The sequence below is a fragment of the Desulfosporomusa polytropa genome (assembly GCF_055380075.1).
Genome location: NZ_AP042400.1, coordinates 4,434,113 through 4,456,115 on the forward strand (window position 1 = coordinate 4,434,113; position 22,003 = coordinate 4,456,115).

Genomic DNA, 22,003 nt, shown 5'->3' on the forward strand with positions numbered 1-22,003 from the left:
TATATATTTTACCAGTTTGGGGACTAGGCGTCTAGTCTAGCCAAGTCTGAGAATACCTAGAAGTATCAGGAGTGCACCCGGCAGGTAGGGAAACTGTTTTTTTACTCTTTCGGAAATTAATTTATGGGCTGAATAAAAGCCTCCGGCAATGCACAGCATGTGAATTATGCCAATGACAGCAGGGGTATAAAGCGGCATTGGTCCCATGAGGGCGGCGGCAAAGGTGCCAACCATAGCATCGGCGCCAACTGCTAATCCAAGAAAGACAGCTTCCAGGGGGCTTATAATCCCAAGTTTATCAACATCAGCGGTTTCTGGTTTAGCCATGATACTGATAACTAACCGACCTAGCGAAAAAGTCAGTTTGCGTGCAGTAACTTGGCCATCCATTTCGTAAGAGGCAATATCCTTAGTTAGGTATTGTTGGAACAAACTCCAGAGACCAAGCATAATCAGGAGTAATGCGCCAATAAAAATAGCAATATCGGTATTGATAAACTGGCCAACAAGATAGGCCATAACCATGGCCACAGCGGTGCAAATTGCAGCTACAAAACCGACAATACTCAAAGAGGTGAAAGGCATGTCGATATTTTTTAAGCCATAAGCGATACCGGCTACAAAACCGTCAATACTGACAGCTAAGCCGAGCAGCAGAACATAAAAAAGGTTCATAAACAGTACGCCTCCTGTTATGATGATGATAAGACTATCTTTTCATGTTTAGTATATGGTTGGCGACTAAAATGGGTTACTAGCAGATCGTTCAGATACTTTTATGCTTTTATCTAACTTTTGCAGGATTTTTTTGCTTATGTGGGGAAAATATAGTAGAATGTCGAATTATTGAGGTGGTTTTGTGCAAGATGGTTTGGATTTTGGCTTAGGTAAGGTCTTACCAATCAAAATTGAAGACGAAATGAAAAATTCATATATCGACTATGCTATGAGCGTAATTGTTATGAGGGCATTGCCTGATGTTCGCGATGGTCTGAAACCAGTTCATCGCCGGATACTTTATGCTATGCACGAGGCTGGGATGGCGGCCAATAAGCCCTACAAAAAATCGGCACGTATTGTCGGTGAAGTTTTGGGTAAATATCATCCCCATGGCGATAGTTCGGTATATGATGCCATTGTTCGAATGGCGCAGACTTTTTCTACCCGCTATATGCAGGTAGACGGACATGGTAACTTTGGTTCAGTGGACGGCGACTCGGCGGCAGCCATGCGTTACACAGAAGTTCGAATGTCACGAATTGCCGAAGAGATGTTAGCCGATATTGAAAAGAACACAGTTGACTTTGTCCCAAACTATGACGAATCATTAAAAGAGCCGTCAGTACTGCCGTCTAAAGTACCTAACCTGTTAATTAATGGCTCGTCAGGTATCGCGGTTGGTATGGCTACCAACATTCCCCCGCATAATTTAGGGGAAGTGGTTGATGGCCTGATTATGATGATTGATAATCCTGATGTGGCAATCAGTGAATTAATGCTAGCTATTAAAGGCCCGGATTTCCCGACCGGGGCCTTGATACTTGGCCGTGAAGGAATCTGGCAGGCCTATACTACCGGACGGGGCAGTGTCAAAATGCGGGCACAGGCTAGAGTGGAAACCATGTCTAGCGGTAAGCAGCGAATCGTAGTTACTGAATTGCCTTACCAGGTCAATAAGGCCAGACTGATTGAAAATATCGCCGGACTTGTCCGGGATAAGACAATCGACGGTATTACCGATCTGCGCGATGAAAGTGACCGCAAAGGTATGCGGGTGGTCATTGAACTCAGGCGGGATGCGAATGCCGATGTCGTTTTAAATCAGCTTTACAAACATACGCAAATGCAGGATACTTTTGGAGTAAATATGCTGGCCTTGGTAAAGGGTCATCCAAAAGTACTCAACCTACAGGAAGTTTTGCGGTATTATCTGGAGCATCAAAAAGAAGTAATTATCCGCCGTACTAAGTTTGAGCTGGATAAAGCACGGGCCAGAGCGCACATTTTAGAAGGTTTAAAAATTGCGCTTGACCATCTAGATGCTGTTATTAGTACAATTAGGCAATCAGAAACTCCGGAGATTGCTAAGAATGCATTAATGAATAAGTTTAGTCTAAGTGAGAAGCAATCGCAGGCCATCCTGGATATGCGTCTCCAGCGTTTGACTGGACTTGAACGTGCAAAAATCGAGAACGAATATAAAGACATCATGGAGACCATCGAGTGGTTAGAGGGTGTACTGGCAGACGAAAGTAAAGTAATGAACATCATAAAAGAAGAACTTTTGGATGTAAAAAAACGCTTTTCGGACGAACGGCGTACTATTATTACCAGCGATGTGTCTAAAATGAATATGGAAGACCTTATTGCTGAAGAAGACATTGTAATTACCTTGACGCACCAGGGCTATATCAAGCGCCTGCCTGTTGATACCTATCGCAGTCAGCGCCGGGGCGGTAGAGGTGTACATGGGATGGGAACAAAAGAAGAGGACTTTGTCGAGCATTTATTTGTGGCGACAACACATCACAATCTCTTGTTCTTTACCAGTAGAGGGCGGATGTACCGACTAAAAGGTTATGAATTGCCGGAGGCCGGGCGTACAGCCAAAGGGACGGCTATTGTCAACTTGCTTCAGGTGGAGAAAGATGAAAAAATTACAGCTGTTATTCCCATCAAAGAGTTTAGTGCCAAACGCTATTTGTTTATGGCTACGCAAAAAGGAACTGTAAAAAAATCCGAGTTACTCGAATTTGATACTGCACGTAAAGGCGGCTTAATTGCCATATCCTTAGATGAAGATGATGATTTAATTGGCGTTAAGCTGACAAATGGTGAGTGTGATATCATCATGGGTACCAGGGACGGCAAGGCCATTGTTTTCCATGAAGCTGATGTGCGAATTATGGGTAGGACCGCGCATGGCGTAAGGGGGATAGGTCTAGATAAAGATGACCAGGTAATAGGCATGGATGTCGTGAAAAGAGACGGCGAAGTTCTTACAATAACATCAGAAGGTTATGGCAAACGGACAAACGCCGATGAATACCGTATAACAGGACGCGGCGGAAAAGGTGTTATCAATATTAAACCCAATTCAGCTGAAAAAATTGGGTATGTTGTCGGTATAAAAGTGGTTAAACCAGGGCAAGAACTTATGCTAATTACCAGTGAGGGTATCGTTATCCGGATGGAGATTGATACTATTTCGGTAACTAGCCGCAGTACGCAGGGTGTGAAAGTTATGCGTACAGATAAGGATGATCAAGTTGTTGCTTTGGCAGTGGTTGAAAATAAAGCTAATAATGATTAGCAGAGTGAATGAGTAAAGTTTAAAGCTAAATAAAAGCGGCTTACGCTGTCGCCTAAAGGCCCGGCGCAAGCCGCTTTTTTAGCTATATATTCAGTGTATGTAGTATGAGAGGCTTAATAAAACAGTTGAGCTATCCAAAATGTATTGACATAAACAAGCTGTGCATGATAAGATAGGCAAGTCGATTTTAGGCAAGGCAATAATGAATAAGCCTGAAGAAAGACAGCAATTTATACCAAGAACAAAGATGTTGACACGATGAAATAAACGTGATAACATATATAAATGTCGGCTCCGCAAGAATGCGAACGACAATCGGTCCCGGACAAAGCGTACCGTCCATGGTACGTCCGTGACACTAGTACATCCATGTACGTCGTTCCCTGAAAACTGAACAATGTAAGTAATGCATCATAAAAGCCAGATGTGCGGTTGTATGTCGCTTGCGACATGCAACACAAAAACAATTTCTTACTATGATTTATAGAGCCAACAAATGGCTTCAATAATAAAACTTTATTGGAGAGTTTGATCCTGGCTCAGGACGAACGCTGGCGGCGTGCCTAACACATGCAAGTCGAACGGGGAGTTATTTATAACTCCTAGTGGCGAACGGGTGAGTAACGCGTAGACAACCTGCCTCTAAATTGGGGACAACACCGCGAAAGTGGTGCTAATACCGAATGTGGTATCTTGGTCGCATGACTAGGATAAGAAAGGTGGCCTCTATTTATAAGCTACCGATTAGAGATGGGTCTGCGTCTGATTAGCTAGTTGGTGAGGTAATGGCTCACCAAGGCAACGATCAGTAGCCGGTCTGAGAGGATGAACGGCCACACTGGGACTGAGACACGGCCCAGACTCCTACGGGAGGCAGCAGTGGGGAATCTTCCGCAATGGACGAAAGTCTGACGGAGCAACGCCGCGTGAGTGAAGAAGGTCTTCGGATTGTAAAGCTCTGTCGTTTGGGACGAACGTATCTTGTGTGAATAATGCAGGGTAATGACGGTACCAAAGGAGGAAGCCACGGCTAACTACGTGCCAGCAGCCGCGGTAATACGTAGGTGGCAAGCGTTGTCCGGAATTATTGGGCGTAAAGGGCGTGTAGGTGGATTTTTAAGTCGTGTGTCTAAGTGCGGGGCTCAACCCCGTATAGGCGCAGGAAACTGGGAATCTTGAGTGCAGGAGAGGAAAGTGGAATTCCCAGTGTAGCGGTGAAATGCGTAGATATTGGGAGGAACACCAGTGGCGAAGGCGACTTTCTGGACTGTGTCTGACACTGAGGCGCGAAAGCTAGGGGAGCGAACGGGATTAGATACCCCGGTAGTCCTAGCCGTAAACGATGGGTACTAGGTGTAGAGGGTATCGACCCCTTCTGTGCCGCAAGCTAACGCAATAAGTACCCCGCCTGGGGAGTACGGCCGCAAGGTTGAAACTCAAAGGAATTGACGGGGGCCCGCACAAGCGGTGGAGTATGTGGTTTAATTCGACGCAACGCGAAGAACCTTACCAGGGCTTGACATTGAGTGAAAGACTAAGAGATTAGTTCCTATCTTCGGATACACGAAAACAGGTGGTGCATGGCTGTCGTCAGCTCGTGTCGTGAGATGTTGGGTTAAGTCCCGCAACGAGCGCAACCCTTATCCTTTGTTGCCAGCGAGTAATGTCGGGAACTCAAGGGAGACTGCCGTCGACAAGACGGAGGAAGGCGGGGATGACGTCAAGTCATCATGCCCCTTATGTCCTGGGCTACACACGTACTACAATGGGCTTAAACAAAGCGAAGCAAGACCGCGAGGTCAAGCAAAACGCATAAACAAGCTCTCAGTTCGGATCGGAGGCTGCAACTCGCCTCCGTGAAGTCGGAATCGCTAGTAATCGCAGGTCAGCATACTGCGGTGAATACGTTCCCGGGCCTTGTACACACCGCCCGTCACACCACGAAAGTTGACAACACCCGAAGCCGGTGGGGTAACCAGCAATGGAACTAGCCGTCTAAGGTGGGGCCGATGATTGGGGTGAAGTCGTAACAAGGTAGCCGTATCGGAAGGTGCGGCTGGATCACCTCCTTTCTAGGGAGAACCGTTCAGCGTAACAACTGAACTAACTTCTAGGTCGGTACATCTTGGCAGATGATACTCTTACATTGTTTAGTTTTGAGGGAATGCAAGTTACCATAAATTACTTGTTGAAAAACACGAGTGACTATGATAACATAAGTATTCCTGAAAACAAAATATCCAGTGACGATAGCTGTAGGGCTCCACCTGTTCCCATACCGAACACAGTAGTTAAGCCTACAAACGCCGAAGGTACTTGGTTGGAAACGGCCTGGGAGATTAGGAAGTTGCTGGTTTTGGAACGAAAGTTGCCAAAACTTACTTGTTGAAACATACAAGTGGTTCTGATAATATAGATGTTCCACTGTTCCTTGAAAACTGCACAGAAGAAAGCAAAGTAAAATTACCTCTCATATGCAAATATGTGAAGTAACTTAACGAAGCGCAATTAGGATTCTAAAAAAAGTCCTTGCATTAGCGAAAGCAAAGTGTAAGGCAGGCGAAACTGGCTAGAAGGTGTCAGCTGCGAGGCGGACCGGAGAAGTGTGCAGCGCCGCGTACTAACGTACGCAAGCAAACATTTCGAGGACCAACGAAGCAGATGGCGGCTTATAGACAGTTGCAGCATAAGTCAAGTTAGTAAGGGCATACGGCGGATGCCTAGGCGCCAAGAGCCGACGAAGGACGGGGTAAGCTCCGATATGCCAGGAAGAGCTGCAAGCAAGCTTTGACTCCTGGATTTCCGAATGGGGGAACCCGGCGGTGGTAATGCACCGTCACCTAACTTAGGTTAGGGGGGCACCCGGGGAACTGAAACATCTAAGTACCCGGAGGAAAAGTAATCAATTGAGATTCCCTAAGTAGCGGCGAGCGAACGGGGAAGAGCCCAAACCAGAGAGCTTTGCTCTTTGGGGTTGCGGACTGACAAAAATCAGAAAATATCTAGTCGAACTACCTGGAAAGGTAGGCCACAGAAGGTAACAGCCCTGTAAACGAAAGATTGCATCTGAGGGTCAGAATCCAGAGTACCACGGGACACGAGGAACCCTGTGGGAAGCAGGGGGGACCACCCTCCAAGGCAAAATACTCCTTGGCGACCGATAGCGCATAGTACCGTGAGGGAAAGGTGAAAAGCACCCCGGGAGGGGAGTGAAAGAGAACCTGAAACCGTATGTCTACAAGCAGTCGAAGACCCTTATGTGGTCAACGGCGTGCCTATTGAAGAATGAACCGGCGAGTTACAGTAACTAGCGAGGTTAAGTGGAAAACATGGAGCCGAAGCGAAAGCGAGTCTAAATAGGGCGATAGTTAGTTATTGTAGACCCGAAACCGCAGTGATCTATCCATGGCCAGGTTGAAGCGCAGGTAAAAATGCGTGGAGGACCGAACCCGTGAGCGTTGAAAAGCTTTGGGATGAGTTGTGGATAGGGGTGAAATGCCAATCGAACGCGGAGATAGCTGGTTCTCCCCGAAATAGCTTTAGGGCTAGCCTCAGGTAATGAGTATAGACGGTAGAGCACTGATAGGGCTAGGGGTCTTATAGATTACTGAACCTTGTCAAACTACGAATGGATATACTTTAACCTGGGAGTCAGACTGCGAGTGATAAGATCCGTAGTCAAAAGGGAAACAGCCCAGACCATCAGCTAAGGTCCCCAATGCCGTGCTAAGTGGCAAAGGATGTGGAATTTCCGAAACAACCAGGATGTTGGCTTAGAAGCAGCCACCATTTAAAGAGTGCGTAATAGCTCACTGGTCGAGAGATTGTGCGCCGAAGATGTCCGGGGCTAAAGCACGGAACCGAAGCTATGGCATGTCTAACGACATGGGTAGGGGAGCGTTCTATAGGGAGCGAAGCAGTACCGTAAGGAGCTGTGGACCGTATAGAAGTGAGAATGCCGGTATGAGTAGCGAAAAGACAAGTGAGAATCTTGTCCACCGAAAGCCTAAGGTTTTCTGAGGAAGGATCGTCCGCTCAGAGTAAGTCGGGACCTAAGCCGAGGCGTAGATGCGTAGGCGATGGACAACTGGTTAAAAATCCAGTACCACCTAAAGTCGTTTGAGCGATGGAGTGACACAGCAGGGTAAATGAGCGCGAGGATGGAAATTCGCGTCTAAGCTTGTAGGGTGTTGTGTAGGCAAATCCGCACAACTTAAACCTGAGAAGTAATGGGTAGCTGTTAGCGATAACGGTGAATTCATTGATCCCACACTGTCAAGAAAAGCTTCTAGTGAGATAATAGGTGCCCGTACCGTAAACCGACACAGGTAGGCGGGGAGAGAATCCTAAGGTGCGCGGGAGAACCCTCGTTAAGGAACTCGGCAAAATGTCCCCGTAACTTCGGGAAAAGGGGAGCTTATATATCGTGTAGACTAGAAACGGTCGAAGCGAAAATGAGTTGCAAAAAAGAGGCCCAAGCGACTGTTTACCACAAACACAGGTGCCTGCTAAAGCGAAAGCTGACGTATAGGTGCTGACACCTGCCCGGTGCCGGAAGGTTAAGAGGAGCGGTTAGAGCAATCGAAGCTGTGAATTGAAGCCCCGGTAAACGGCGGCCGTAACTATAACGGTCCTAAGGTAGCGAAATTCCTTGTCGGGTAAGTTCCGACCCGCACGAAAGGTGTAACGACTTGGGCACTGTCTCAACGAGGGACCCGGTGAAATTGAAATACCTGTGAAGATGCAGGTTACCCGCGACTGGACAGAAAGACCCCATGGAGCTTTACTGCAACCTGACATTGAGTTTTGGTAAATGATGTACAGGATAGGTGGGAGACTGAGAGAATAGGACGCAAGTCTTGTTGGAGTCAATGTTGGGATACCACCCTTTATTTACTGGAATTCTAACTCAAGAAGTAACGAAACTGAGGACAGTGTCAGGCGGGCAGTTTGACTGGGGCGGTCGCCTCCGAAAGAGTAACGGAGGCGCCCAAAGGTTCCCTCAGCGCGGATGGAAATCGCGCGAAGAGTGTAAAGGCAGAAGGGAGCTTGACTGCAAGACAGACAAGTCGAGCAGGGACGAAAGTCGGGCTTAGTGATCCGGTGGTACCGAGTGGAAGGGCCATCGCTCAACGGATAAAAGCTACCCTGGGGATAACAGGCTAATCTCTCCCAAGAGTCCATATCGACGGGGAGGTTTGGCACCTCGATGTCGGCTCATCACATCCTGGGGCTGAAGTAGGTCCCAAGGGTTGGGCTGTTCGCCCATTAAAGTGGTACGTGAGCTGGGTTCAGAACGTCGTGAGACAGTTCGGTCCCTATCCATCGCGGGCGTAAGAGACTTGAAGGGAACTGCTCCTAGTACGAGAGGACCGGAGTGGACGAACCAATGGTGTACCAGTTATTCCGCCAGGAGTAGAGCTGGGTAGCTACGTTCGGAAAGGATAAACGCTGAAAGCATCTAAGCGTGAAACCAGCCTTAAGATGAGGTCTGTCATTCGAAAGAAGTAAGGCCCCTTGCAGATTACAAGGTAGATAGGCCAGATGTGGAAGTGGAGTAATCCATGTAGCTGACTGGTACTAATAGGCCGAGGACTTGACTTAAACCTCGTTTGCATGAAGTGCAAACATCAATGAATTCTAATGCGCAGTCTTTCTTCTGTGAAGTTTTCAGGGAACATATATTGTTCTCTGTATATCCAGTGACGATAGCTGTGGGGCTCCACCTGTTCCCATACCGAACACAGTAGTTAAGCCCACAAACGCCGAAGGTACTTGGTTGGAAACGGCCTGGGAGATTAGGAAGTTGCTGGTTGATCAAAACACCTACTATATGCGTAGGTGTTTTTTTATTGCCTTAAAGTTTAGAACGTTCAGAGTGCCCCAGGTGCAAGGCGGAGCGAGGACGTCGCCGTAGTCGTACTGGGAAGTACGTCGGAGGGGACGCCCGCAGTGACAACGAAGCAGATGGGGTGCTATGGACGTTCGTAGTAGCCGAAGGTACTTGGTTGGATTGGCCTGGGGGATTAGGAAGTTGCTGGTTAGCTAAGACACCTACTATTTGGTAGGTGTTTTTTGGTTGACAGTTTTCAAATCCTGGAATATAATAAGAATACAAGAAAAAACCTACCCACTACTCGCGGGTGGGTTTTTTTTTCAGGTTTCAGAGTATTATTATTAATAGGTATGTTAGAGATACATATATTATCGTAAGGGAATGATAGATGTAGTGGAAAAATATCAAAAATATGGTATCAACCCTTTACTTATCAGCGTAGCTACTGGTCAAGATGTAGATACTATTTCGCAGCGTCCTACCGCTGCCATGTTACCAGGAAAATATTCCAAAATTGTGTACAAGCATATCAAAGAGGTAAACGAGGAGTTTCCCGAAAATATTTTTCGGTTGACATGTGGAAAATGCGACAAGAGTGGGGACTATGATTTAGGTACTATAGTGTTTTCAACAGATAGTACTGATGCTGGAAACGGGATAGAGAAGTTTCAGGCACTTGGCTATTTTCGCTGTAAACATTGTAATGCTGCCGGGGAATGGGAATTATCACCGCGAATCCGAACAATGCTTGCAATGAAACTGGCAGCAGCAGCCATGATTAATATGGCTGGAGCTGACAGGACTGATGGGATTATATTTGGGGAAGCTATCATTGATAATGCCTTTTTACCACGATGGGGAAGTGATGCTGAGGGCTACTTTCTAAAAAAGCTGACTGAGACACCTGATAATGCTTATTTTTGGAATCGTTTGGGAAATAGTTACTATAGAGGAAAGCGTCCAGATTTGGCGGTGTTTGCTCATGAACAAGCATTGGCTAATGATATAGGGCAAGTAGAATCCCATTATTCGATAGGAAAAATACTTATTGAATGCGGTGAGCTTGAAAAAGCTTCTGAGCATTTACGACAAGCTGTGGCATTTAGTTACCAATATAAGTATTTAAAGGCCTATGATCTTAGAGAAATTATCGTAGGAGCAATAGAAATATTACTAACAATTTATAAGCGAAGCTCTAATAAGATTAATATATTGCCAAAGCCTAATGAACAGGCAATGGCGCATCTTACTAAAAGTCAAATAGCGGCAACAGCAATGCTTGATTTTGAAATTGAATATGATCGCCGGGAAACGCTTTATCCGCTAGCTGAAGTATATTTGGGAGATCGTAGGAACGAATTGCCGCCAGAAGAACGTGCCATACGTAAGCAAAATAATACACCAGTCTGGCCACTAGCAAGTAAAGTAAATAAACAAAAACCTGCAAAAAAAAATAAAAATAAGAAAAGAAGATAGTGCAAGGATTTCATAATGTTTCGTTGAATACTTAATACAGTGTTACTAGTTTCGTAACTTTAAAAGAAAAAATGTCCATTCGAGAAAAACAGTTTTCATATCAGAGAGGAGAGTCAGTCATGACTTTAAAAAGTAATATTGTTAAAAAGGGTTCAACTAGGGCTGCACATCGTTCTTTGTTTTATGCTATGGGTTATACTCCTCAAGAATTAGAAAAACCAATGATTGGCGTTGTTAACGCTTTTAATGAAATAATTCCTGGACATATGCATCTTAAAGATGTAGCTGAAGCTGTAAAGATGGGCGTAGCTGCTGGTGGCGGTATGCCAGTGGAATTTCCTGCTATTGGTATCTGTGATGGTATTGCTATGGGGCATGATGGCATGAAATATCCATTGCCTAGTCGTGAGCTTATTGCTGACTCTGTTGAAGCCATGGCAATCGGTCATGGCTTTGATGGACTTGTGCTCATTCCTAACTGTGACAAAATTGTACCAGGTATGCTTATGGCGGCCGCCAGACTTAATATTCCTTGTATTGTAATGAGTGGTGGCCCGATGATGGCAGGACGCTATCAGGGACGGGATGTGAGTGTTAGCACGATGTTTGAGGCTGCAGGACTATTTGAAGCCGGTAAAATAACAACAGCAGAAATGGATCAAATGGAGAAATCGGCATGTCCTGGGTGTGGTTCCTGTGCAGGACTGTTTACTGCCAATACTATGAACTGTATGGCTGAAGCATTGGGTATGGCATTACCTGGCAATGGTACAATCCCGGCTGTAAATTTCGGCGCGCGCCGCATGCTTGCCAAACAAGCTGGCTCAATTATTGTTGATTTAGTCAAGCGTGATGTTAAAGCTCGTGATATTTTAACCCGACAGGCTTTTGAGAATGCGATGACCGTTGATATGGGCATCGGTGGCTCGTCGAACACGGTGTTACATCTTACCGCCATTGCTCATGAGGCCGGGATTGAATTGCCATTGCCGTTGTTTGACGAAATTAGTGGTAAGACACCTTATATAACCAAGTTGAGTCCAAGTGGCACTCATCATATGCAAGACCTAAACGAAGCTGGTGGCATTTGTGCAGTAATGAAAGAGCTTTCTAAACTTGGTCGCATTCATACTGAGGCCTTAACGGTGACTGGTACTGTTGGTGAGCGGATTAAAGCGGCTGCTGTTTTGCGGCCAGACATAATCAAAACAGTGGAAGCCCCCTATCGTAAGACTGGTGGTATCGCTATTTTGAACGGTAACCTAGCTCCTGATGGCGCAGTAGTAAAAGAAAGTGCTGTCAAAGAAGATATGCTTGTTTTTGAAGGTATTGCACGTGTATTTAATTCCGAGGATGAGGCCATTGAGGCTATTATCGGTAAAAAAATTAAAGACGGCGATGTTGTTATTATTCGCTATGAAGGCCCCAAAGGCGGACCGGGAATGAAGGAAATGTTAAATCCGACAGCTATAATTGTTGGCATGGGTCTTAAGGTTGCACTATTAACTGACGGACGTTTCAGTGGTGCTACCCAGGGAGCCTGCATTGGTCACGTTTCTCCGGAGGCTATGGATGGAGGCCCGATTGCCCTTGTAGAAGAAGGCGATATTATTAGCATTGATATTCCAGGACGTAAGCTTGAGGTCAAAGTAAGTGACGACGATATGGCGAAACGGAAGGCAGCCTGGATTAAACCAGCCCCTAAGGTAACTACTGGATATCTTGCCAGATATGCTAAACTAGTGACTTCGGCAAATACGGGTGCTGTACTAAAATAAATTTTATGATCTAAATAATATTGAACAGTCCCGAAAGGGACTGTTCAGACTGTAGACAAAAGGACAATCACTTCCAGTTTTATGGTAAAATAGAACTGGGAGTGATTTTTTATGTATGTGAAGAAAAATCGAACAAATCAAAGTCAAATAAAGTGATTCGTATCTTCAATCCTTCCAGGCAATTTGCTTGGAAGGATTTTTATTATTGTTGACAAGAAAGCAAATGGAACGTACATAAAAGAAGGCCGGTTAGTTATTTTTTATCATCTTTATGAAAAAAACAAACAATTATCTTAATATTTTTAATTCTCAAAACATACCATGCGCTTTAGAATTAAATTACGGTTTGAATTCAAATAAATATTCATAAATGCTTTGGAAAAATATAATTTTGGTTAGAAATAAGCTAGTAGCTACCGCTTCCGGCAACTCAACAACCAGAAGGTAAAGCAGCTTTATAATTGGTAGTAAATTATAACAAAATAGAAAAATTGAGGAAAGATGTGAAGAAGAAGCCAACCAAAGACGCTTATTGCAAGATAGACAAAATAAAGGCCTTCTTCGCGATTATGGAGGTGTTTTAAAAAAGTCAAGTATTATTTAAAAATACCAGCATTTGTTGGGGGAAAAACGAAAATTGACCAAGGCTAGAAGCCTTGGTCAATATATGGCTTCGGTTCTCCGAGAGAGTACAAAAAAACTAGGGAGGAAAAAAATGAAGAAAAGTTTAACTTTGGCGCTTGCAGTAATGCTTGGAACAAGTGTAGCTGGCACTGCACTGGGTGTCTCGGAAAATCCTTTTGCAACAGTTAAGTCAAATCACTGGGCATATCCCGCAGTGACTCAATTAGTAAAAGCAGGCCTTGTTGACGGCTATGGCGATGGTGATTTCCGCGGGGATAAAGCGATTACCCGTTATGAAATGGCCACGCTGGTAGCTAAAGCCATGTATAATGTCGACAAAGCCGATGCCGCCAATAAGGTTTTGATTGACAAACTTAAGGCAGAATATGCTACCGAGCTCAACAATTTGGGGGTTCGAGTGAGTAACTTGGAAAAGAAGGTGAACTCTCTTGGTAAAATGACAATTGGCGGTGAATTGCGCTTTCGCTATGATTATGCCGGTGATGGCGTGATGGGTTTCACTGGTGCTGATTCTGACAAAAAGAAAAACGGTCAGGTGCGGTATCGTTTGAATATGAATGCCCCTTTGGATGACAACTGGAAGATGGTTGCCCGTTATGAATCATCAGCCGCTAAATTTGGCGGCAGCGGCAGTGACAATCAGAACAATTTGGTTCGCGCTTATATGGAAGGCGATATTGGTAATGTGCATGCGCTCGCTGGGCGTGGCAATTTTAAAACATTTAATGCCTACACTGGCTGGGACAAAGATAATTGGGATGGCGCTGGTGTTACTATTGGCAAAGACAAAAAATTGACGTTAGACATGTTTGCTATGAAACATGGCGGTAATAATACTGAAACTGTTTATACTACTACTTATGATGCTAAGAAGAATAAATATACTACTAAAGCATCTAATAATTTCAAGCAGAAAAACACCTGGTATAAACTGGCTCAGTTAAAATACGCTTTCTCTCCGGATTTCACTATGGCTGCCCAATGGTTAAAGAATCCTCTCGAAGACAGAGGAGAAACAGGTGCTAGCTATGACACCATAGGTATCGGCTTTAAGTATTCTGGTTGGGATAATTTAGTACTAAGTGCGGAATATGCTAAAAACAGAGCCACTAGAATTAGAGGGACTACAGGCGGTGCTCTTGATAATTCGGTTGTTACAGATGATGAGCCAATAGGCTATGAAATAAAACTGGATTATGGCAAGGCGGATAAGAATAAGGTTGGCAGCTGGGGTTGCTGGCTTGGTTACAGATATGCCGAAGATGGTTTTGACCGCGGTGACATGACCACTGGTTTGCGTCATGATAATGCTAAAGCAGCACGTATGAACAATATTAAAGGCATGGAAGTTGGCTTTGATTACACCTTTATCAAAAATACCAAATTCGAAGTTTTCTACATTGACGGTAAAACTGTCGATGGCAATGATATTGCCGGTACAGACAATAAACACATGGCATTAGCTCAGATGGAATTATTCTTCTAATCGAAATGGCCAGGGGATGTCTCAAAAAAGGAGACTCCCCTTATTTCTTTACAGGTGAATTTTGGTATGATTTCCCATCGCGCAGGAGCAAATCTTGTGCCTGCAGCGGTATTTCGCTTCTTGTAATGACGTTGGTATTTTGCCGTATTTCCGAAATATTGCTACTCGACTATATATAAGCATAGGGTATGATTAAACAATAGAGGAACTACTATACAACAAAAAATACCTGAACCTCATGAGTGAAGTTCAGGTGTTGCTTAGTCAATGATTTTTTAATTAAGAACATTATGGGTTGGAGCCCATTTTTCCTGCCAAACGGGATAAGCTTTTGTTAATAGCTCTAAGGGTTCTGATACATACCAATTATATTTGTTTCTTCTTTCATAAGATACTTGCCAGAACTCAGAACGTTTTTGACTGTCACGGCTTGAGAAAAGTGGCTTGTTTGTATCAATATCGTAGAAGCGTGCCCAGATTAGAGGAGCTTTCGGATCATTTACTACGATTCTGTCGCTGCCAAACTCCAGGGTTGGGTCTTTATGGGTAAAGACTTTGATGCCGCTGATTTTGGCTGAATCCAGCCAAGCTACTGCTGACTGAATGGCATCAATAATTTCCGGAGTGGGCTTGTCAATACTCATTAAGAAACGTACGACTTTGGCGCTTTCCTGGCTGCTGATGGAGGGCAGCTCATAGGACCGGCCAATGGTGGGATCCAGTGTAGTTTCATCGTATTGTTGGCACCAGGCTGTTTTTTTACCGTTAACTACGATTTGGGTTTTGAGGAGCATATCAATACCTTTTTGATATGCGGTTTTGCAGCGGATGATTCTTGCTGCATCAACAAAGTCGAGACCGTCGTCTTTGTTGATTACATCGCGTAAGAGATCGAGGACATTAGCCATGGCATTGTCATTGATCGTGATATTCCGCTGATAGCCTGTGCCTTCCGGGAAGAACTGGCTCCAGCCGCCATTCTCATATTGACCGTTTAAGAGGTAATCCAACCCTTTGTTAAAACCATTCAGATATTTTTCGGCTTTAGTGGTGGTGTACAGCTTACCAAGAAACCGGATCTGCATATTGGTAGAATCATTGTCGATGGTTGATTTTCTTTTCCCTGCATTTAAATCGCCTACACCCATAATCGGCTGGGTTATATTTACGTCAGGCTGTAACTTGATCCAGCCGCCATCGGAATTCTGATATCCCAGGATATTGTCGGCGACTTTTTGTGCTTCAGTGCTATGATACCATTCTTTTGGCTGGTTAAGCATTGTGGCTATGGTAACAGGACCGCCTTTGGCCAGGGGCGCGTTATCCTTTCTAACCGGAACGCTGCCTTCCATGACCAGTCTGGTTCTTTTCGGCTCCCATGTAACAGTAAAGCCAAGATTCTCCATTACGAAGCGGGCCGGTAAGAAGAGGCTGCCGTCTTTTACTTGAGGCGCTATTTCGCAAACTGTATCTTTGCCGTTTACTTTGGCTTTGGTTTGATTTACAACAAGTTCTACCGTATTGTCATTTAGTTCAATGGTTATCCTTTGTGTGGTCTTTGACCAGTTATATGTTCCGCCGATGGTTCCAATAATATCCGCCAGTGGGGCGAGAAAAATGTTGTTCTCCATAACCGGTCTTGTCAGCAAACCGTCTTCCAAGTCATGGTATGCGCCATTGACAGCAAAGTTGGGGTCACCCATAATGATGGTAATCTCCTGTTTGACCTTTGCGGGCTGCTCTTTGCCTGCCTGCGAAGGTAGCGGCGTTGTTGACAGCAGGAAACACGTGACTGTCAGGACCGCAAGCCAAAATCTGTGTGGTTGTTTGTTCATTTTGCAGCATCTCCCTTATATAGATTGTATTCTTTCTCATTATATTGTAAAAAAAAATTCAATTTTCCGTAATTAAAGATATTAAGGTAAGTCTTTTATATTTTAGGAATAAAATTAGTGTAACTAAATCAGAGTTGCTAAATAAACAAGGCGGATTTTTCTTTAGTCGAACAATACCTGTTATGCTATAATAAAACACGTATGGAAAATTATTACTGGAAATGGTGCAGTGATGAGATATTGGGTACTAATCAACAGCGGGATCAGGTGGCTTAAACAAAAATTTAAAAAACATATGCTATACTCGTTTAAATCTACCATTCTTAGCCTGTACATACCCATTATTATTGTTTTTATTTTAATAATGGGTATGGCCTCATATCTGTTGGCAGCGGCGCAGATAACGGACAATGCTTACCGAAATATAAAAAATACGGTAAACCAAACCGGAAATTATTTGGACAACCGGATGGCAGATGCTTTTGAACAATTAGTCGCGTTGTCGAATCATCCGGCTGTTCTAACTGTTGCTGCCAAGAATTCTGATAACATGCTGCCAGAGGATTATTTGCAGGTTTATCATCAGATTGAGAGGATAGAGTCCTTTTATAGTTCTTTGATTGAATCTATTTATGTAGACTTTTATAATGGAGAATTTGTTCTTTTTTGTAGTGCTGATCAGAGGCTTCGCCCCAGGTTTTCCTACGAAGATTACCGGCAGCGTTATAAAGGACATCCATACGATATTTATTGGCGCCATTTAACCGTTAGAGGAAGATATGAAACCGATACACCGGATACTGACAAGCAAGTTATCAGTATGTTCAAACTGTTTGGTAAAAACAATGCCCGAACCAATGGAATTATTGCATTTAACCTGCGGTATGAGTTTTTTGCTAAAGTGCTGAATGGTTCAAAGCCAAGTGAAAATGGATATCTAGTGCTGATCAGCCCGGAAGAAGCCAGGGTGTTTAAAAAAATCGATAAGCAATACGAGCTTACTGCCGATATTTTAAAATATTTGCAAACTACAACCGAGAAGGAAGGACAACTGGAATATCAAAAACCCAAAGGCGAACAGATGGTAGTCATCTATGATACACTGCCTACAAGCAAGTGGAAGTTAGCGGCGGTGTTTCCCCAAAAAGACGTACTAGCCAGGCTGGACTATATTAAACTTATTACGCTGTTAATTATTATTTTGCTGATATTTGTAGCTGCTTTGCTGGCGAATGCTTTGGCCAGTTATATCACCAAGCCGATTTCTCTCTTAACCAACAGTATGAAACGAATTCAGGGCGGGAATATGAATTTTGTTCCTAAAACTCATCCGTTAAACGAAGTTGGTGTGTTGAATCAAGGGGTAGAAGATTTGGTTGGGCGGGTTAAAAATCTTCTGGAACAAATTCAAAAAGAGCAGGAGAATAAACGCCAAATGGAGTTTGCTGTCATGCAGACTCAAATTCACCCCCATTTTCTGTATAATACCTTGTATTCCATTAAAGGTTTGTGTGACATGGGGATGAATGAAGAAGCCAGCGCTATGGTGACTGCTTTATCCAATTACTTTCGCATCGGTATTAGCCGAGGGCAAGAGATTATCAGTGTCGAGGAAGAGATTGCCCATATACGTAACTATTTGTTTATTCAGGAGATGCGCTACGGAGATGATTTCGCTTATGAGATTCAGGTAGAGGAAGCTGTTTTGTCCCACCGAATTATCAAACTAACTCTCCAGCCTCTAGTTGAAAATGCTATCTATCATGGAGTCAAACAAAAACGAGGCTGTGGGCGGATTTTGGTAAGCGGTTACGAAACAAATGGTTTTCTATGTTTTGAAGTGAGGGATAATGGCTTGGGTATGAGTGAAGAACGTTTGAAAGAAATACGCCTAAGCCTGGAAAGGAAGGGTTCACAGCAGCAGAGCGTAGGGCTTGGAGTACGTAACACGCATGAGCGGTTGCAACTTCATTATGGTAAAGAAGCTGGACTGAAGATTGAAAGCGAATATAATCTGGGAACTAGTGTAAAAGTTTTGATTCCGTTAGGACGAAGGGGTAATGAGGAAAATGTATAAGGTTGCTATTGTAGATGACGACCGCATCATCCGTAAAGGCTTGGCCAATACCGTAGCGTGGGAAGAAAATGACTTTATGCTGGTAGGTGAGGCCGCTGACGGTGAACAGGGGCTAAAAATTATAGAAGAGTTTTGTCCTCAGGTGGTAGTGTCGGATATAAAAATGCCATTTATGGACGGCCTGGAAATGGCCAGGGTCGCAAAAGAGAAGCATCCAGACATGAAGGTTATTCTTTTGACAGGCTATGACGACTTTTCCTACGCAAAAGAAGCCATTGAGATACGGGCTTTCGATTATTTAATGAAACCGGTAGATAAAGAGGTGTTGCTGAATAAGGTCAAAAAGGCTGCGGCAGAGTGGGAAGCGCAAAAAAATATCAAGGAAAAAATGAATGCGGGAATGCCGTTCTTTCGCCAGCAGTTAATAAAAAAGCTGTTAAAACAAACCCAAGCGCCGGAACAGTTGTGCCAAGAAGGGATAGCGCTAGGTATTCCATTGGATGCTGAAGTTTTTGCTGTGCTGGTTGTTAAAATAGATGATTACTGTCAGGTATCCGGTGACACAGAAGCGGGCGCAAATGAATCAATAAAACAGGATATATTAAAAATTTGCTGCGAAATTGTGGATTATGCAGGGCAGGGATGTACTGTTGATTTAGAACAGGACGAGCTGATGATTTTGTATGCAAGCTCGGGACGGTTGGAAGAAACGGAGGAGGTTATCCGGGAACTGGCAGGAGGGGTGCGGGATATTGTCAAGCAGCGGTTAGGGAAGACAGTATCCATCGCTTGCGGCAGGTGTTTTCAAGGAATTGCCTGTATAACAGCATCCTATGATGAAGCGAGGCGTGCTCTGGAATTTCGCCATGTGATTGGCAAAGATAAAGTGTTTTCTGTTGCCGATATAAACGTTTTGTCTGGTTCAGGCAGTCTGTCGTTTGAAGAGACTGTATCTGAACTCATTCGAACCGTACAGTTGGGATTTGCTCAAGAAGCGATAGCGTTAGTGAAAAAGCTGGAGGAAGAGATGGTTTGCACTAACCAGGTTACATTGAAAAAAGCACACTTTATAGCGGTACAATGTATACTTTCGCTCTATAGTAATGCGCAGCTATGGGCAAAAGAGTGGCAGACACGGCAACCGGAACAAATTGACCGGTACTATAACCGCATTAACGGGATGCAAACCATCGAGGATATTATGAACGTAGTCTTGGAATTGGTAAACGATTTGGTCAGTTTTGTTGCCAGCCAACGTGTAAACCAGCGCTGTCCCGCGGTAAGTGAGGCGGTATGCTATATCGAAACCAACTACGCCCAAAAATGCCTCAGTTTGCAGAAAGTGGCCAAACACGTGCATATGAGCCCCGTGTATATGAGTACCTTGTTTAAGCAGGAAAAAAATATCACTTTTTCTGAATTTGTTTTGAAAACAAGGATGAAAAAAGCCATGGAGTTACTTCGCTTAGGCGGTATGAAGGCATATGAGGTAGCGGAAAGAATAGGGTATAGTAACCCGGAGTATTTTAGTGTCTGTTTTAAAAAATACACAGGGGTATCGCCGGTGGAATACCGGAATAAAGATTAAGGCAACTGGCAGTACGGCTTTAGGGGTGGATTACCTTTGAAGCCGTGTATTTTTTAGTAAATTCCAAGAAAGCTAAAAATATCAAATACTTATCTTAATATATCTAATTCACAGAAAATTGTTTTTTCTCTAAAATATAGTAAAAGAGTTGAAACGAGGGTGATAACGTGCAATTGTCATTGCAGAGAAAGACCCGGGAGCAAATGGGTCATACACAGCAAGAACGCAACAAAGAACAGAAAAAAAAAGTAGATATTGAAAAATGGTTTCCTTATTTCTTTATCGCACCCGCAATTATCCTTATCGCAAGCTTTTGGTTTTATCCTCTGGCCAATGTGTTTTATTACAGTTTACAGCATTATAACGCGAATACTCCTTTTTATAACGGTTTTGCCGGGTTGGATAACTTTAAGACAATATTGTTTGAGGATCCGCAGTTTTTCCCCAGTTTAATAATTTCTTTCAAATGGGTAGTTTCCCAAGTGTCACTGCAGGTGATTTTTGGACTTAGTATTGCACTTACCTTAAATCAAAAGTTTAGGGGCAGAACCTTTTTGCGGGCCATGTCGTTTACTCCCTGGGCCATCTCAGGCGTTTTGACATCGGTTATGTGGTCGTTGATGTACAATGAGCATATGGGAGTTATCAACGACTTATTTATGAAGCTGGGATTAATTGATCACAAATATGCCTGGGTAGCCGACTTAAGTACTGTATTCCCGGCAGTAGTTACGGCCGAATTGTGGCGGGGTATTCCCTTTTTTGCCATAACATTACTCTCGGCTTTACAGGGTATTCCGGAAGAATTATATGAAGCGGCCAGAGTAGACGGTGCAGGAAAAGTAAAAACCTTTTTCCATGTCACTTTACCACAATTGAGGAACACGCTGGTATTGACAACTTTGTTGCGGTGCGTATGGGAATATAACAATGTAGACTTGATTTTTAACCTTACCGGCGGCGGCCCGGCCCATCACACAACAACACTTACTATGTATGTCGCTGAACTGGCTATTCGGGAAAATAATTTTGGTTATGGTTCGGCAATTACAGTGGTGTCGTTTGTTATTTTACTGATTTTTGCCATAACCTATCTGAAATTAAGCCGTATGGAAAGAGGTGCTGAAGGATGAGTCTTAGTCAGAAAACGTACGAACGTATATTCACATTATATTTGCCTCTGCTAATGACCATGGTATTTATTTTGTTTCCGTTTTATTGGACAATTAATACGGCGTTAAAGCCGGAAGGAGATATCCTTCAAACTCCTTTGGCGTACATACCGAACCATCTGACGCTTGACAACTTTATCAACGCGTGGAACAACGTAGGTTTTTCCAAGTTTTTTAAAAATAGCTTGTTCTTAGCTCTTTGTACCGTAGTTTCAGTTGTGACTTGTGCTACTTTGGTGGGGTATTCACTGAGCCGGTACCGTTTCAAGGGCAAACGCATATTTATGCTGCTCTTACTGTGTACGCAGTTTGTTCCCGGTGCCATGTTAATCATTCCGCTGTTTATTATCTTTAAGAACCTTGGGCTAATTAGTAATCCCTTATCACTTATTTTGGTCTATACAACCTTTCAGATACCCTTTAATTCTATTCTCATGAACGGCTTTATTACCAGTGTGCCGATACAATTAGAAGAGGCGGCCATGGTGGATGGGTGTAACCGGCTTCAAGCTATTTATCACGTGGTATTACCCCTGCTATTACCGGGTATTGTGGCTACTGGCGTATTTACTTTCATCTACGCTTGGAATGAATTCCTATTCGCCTTTATGTTCATGAATAATCATGCCAACTTTACTCTTTCCATTGGTTTAAGTTATATGATGGGCGAGTTTAACATTAATTACGGTGCCTTGGCGGCAGGCAGTGTAATTGCATTGCTGCCGGCAATCGCTATGTTTGCTTATGTACAACGTTATTTAGTAAATGGATTGGGTGGTGCAGTGAAGGGCTAATCC

The 22,003-nt window shown here is 43.9% G+C and carries 10 protein-coding genes and 4 rRNA genes; 12 read left to right on the forward strand and 2 right to left on the reverse strand.

Annotated features, from left to right (window positions below; all coding sequences use genetic code 11):
- Window positions 1-36 precede the first annotated feature (36 nt).
- Complete coding sequence (locus ACZ449_RS22530; RefSeq protein WP_464258290.1) at window positions 37-675, reverse strand: manganese efflux pump; 639 nt, start codon at window positions 673-675, stop codon at window positions 37-39.
- Window positions 676-871: 196 nt separating this feature from the next.
- Here ACZ449_RS22530 and gyrA point away from each other — a divergent pair, with 196 nt between their 5' ends.
- The 8 genes from gyrA (at window position 872) to ACZ449_RS22570 (ending at window position 14,534) form a co-directional block, all read left to right on the forward strand.
- Entirely contained in the window at window positions 872-3,313 is a 2,442-nt protein-coding gene (gyrA, locus tag ACZ449_RS22535) for a DNA gyrase subunit A (protein WP_464261923.1), read from the forward strand.
- A gap of 516 nt (window positions 3,314-3,829) precedes the next feature.
- Window positions 3,830-5,385 (forward strand): 16S ribosomal RNA (locus ACZ449_RS22540).
- A gap of 167 nt (window positions 5,386-5,552) precedes the next feature.
- Window positions 5,553-5,669 (forward strand): 5S ribosomal RNA (gene rrf / locus ACZ449_RS22545).
- A gap of 333 nt (window positions 5,670-6,002) precedes the next feature.
- Window positions 6,003-8,917 (forward strand): 23S ribosomal RNA (locus ACZ449_RS22550).
- A 94-nt stretch (window positions 8,918-9,011) separates the two neighbouring features.
- Window positions 9,012-9,128 (forward strand): 5S ribosomal RNA (rrf, locus tag ACZ449_RS22555).
- Together the 16S, 23S and 5S rRNA genes form the textbook arrangement of a ribosomal RNA operon.
- A gap of 402 nt (window positions 9,129-9,530) precedes the next feature.
- Window positions 9,531-10,625 carry a tetratricopeptide repeat protein gene (locus tag ACZ449_RS22560; protein ID WP_464258291.1) on the forward strand — a complete coding sequence of 365 codons (1,095 nt, stop codon included), beginning with the start codon at window positions 9,531-9,533 and terminating at the stop codon, window positions 10,623-10,625.
- A gap of 119 nt (window positions 10,626-10,744) precedes the next feature.
- On the forward strand, window positions 10,745-12,403 hold the full coding sequence (gene ilvD, locus ACZ449_RS22565) for a dihydroxy-acid dehydratase (protein WP_464258292.1): 1,659 nt from the start codon (window positions 10,745-10,747) through the stop codon (window positions 12,401-12,403).
- A 715-nt stretch (window positions 12,404-13,118) separates the two neighbouring features.
- A complete protein-coding gene (locus ACZ449_RS22570; RefSeq protein ID WP_464258293.1) occupies window positions 13,119-14,534 on the forward strand; it encodes an S-layer homology domain-containing protein in 1,416 nt (471 codons plus the stop codon).
- Between the two features lie 275 nt (window positions 14,535-14,809).
- Here the strand turns inward: ACZ449_RS22570 and pelA are convergent, their stop codons facing one another.
- The gene (gene pelA / locus ACZ449_RS22575; RefSeq protein ID WP_464258294.1) at window positions 14,810-16,369 is read right to left on the reverse strand and encodes a pectate lyase; all 1,560 of its coding nucleotides are present in this window, start codon (window positions 16,367-16,369) and stop codon (window positions 14,810-14,812) included.
- Window positions 16,370-16,601: 232 nt separating this feature from the next.
- Here pelA and ACZ449_RS22580 point away from each other — a divergent pair, with 232 nt between their 5' ends.
- From ACZ449_RS22580 to ACZ449_RS22595, 4 genes are all read left to right on the forward strand, one after another.
- On the forward strand, window positions 16,602-18,446 hold the full coding sequence (locus ACZ449_RS22580; RefSeq protein WP_464261924.1) for a sensor histidine kinase: 1,845 nt from the start codon (window positions 16,602-16,604) through the stop codon (window positions 18,444-18,446).
- On the forward strand, window positions 18,439-20,034 hold the full coding sequence (locus ACZ449_RS22585) for a response regulator (RefSeq protein WP_464258295.1): 1,596 nt from the start codon (window positions 18,439-18,441) through the stop codon (window positions 20,032-20,034). Before ACZ449_RS22580 ends, ACZ449_RS22585 begins: the two co-directional genes overlap by 8 nt.
- 167 nt (window positions 20,035-20,201) lie before the next feature.
- On the forward strand, window positions 20,202-21,167 hold the full coding sequence (locus tag ACZ449_RS22590; protein ID WP_464258296.1) for a carbohydrate ABC transporter permease: 966 nt from the start codon (window positions 20,202-20,204) through the stop codon (window positions 21,165-21,167).
- Window positions 21,164-22,000 (forward strand): carbohydrate ABC transporter permease, encoded by an 837-nt coding sequence (locus ACZ449_RS22595; RefSeq protein WP_464258297.1) that lies wholly within the window; start codon window positions 21,164-21,166, stop codon window positions 21,998-22,000. The genes ACZ449_RS22590 and ACZ449_RS22595 overlap by 4 nt, the downstream gene beginning before the upstream one ends.
- The last annotated feature ends 3 nt before the right edge of the window (window positions 22,001-22,003 follow it).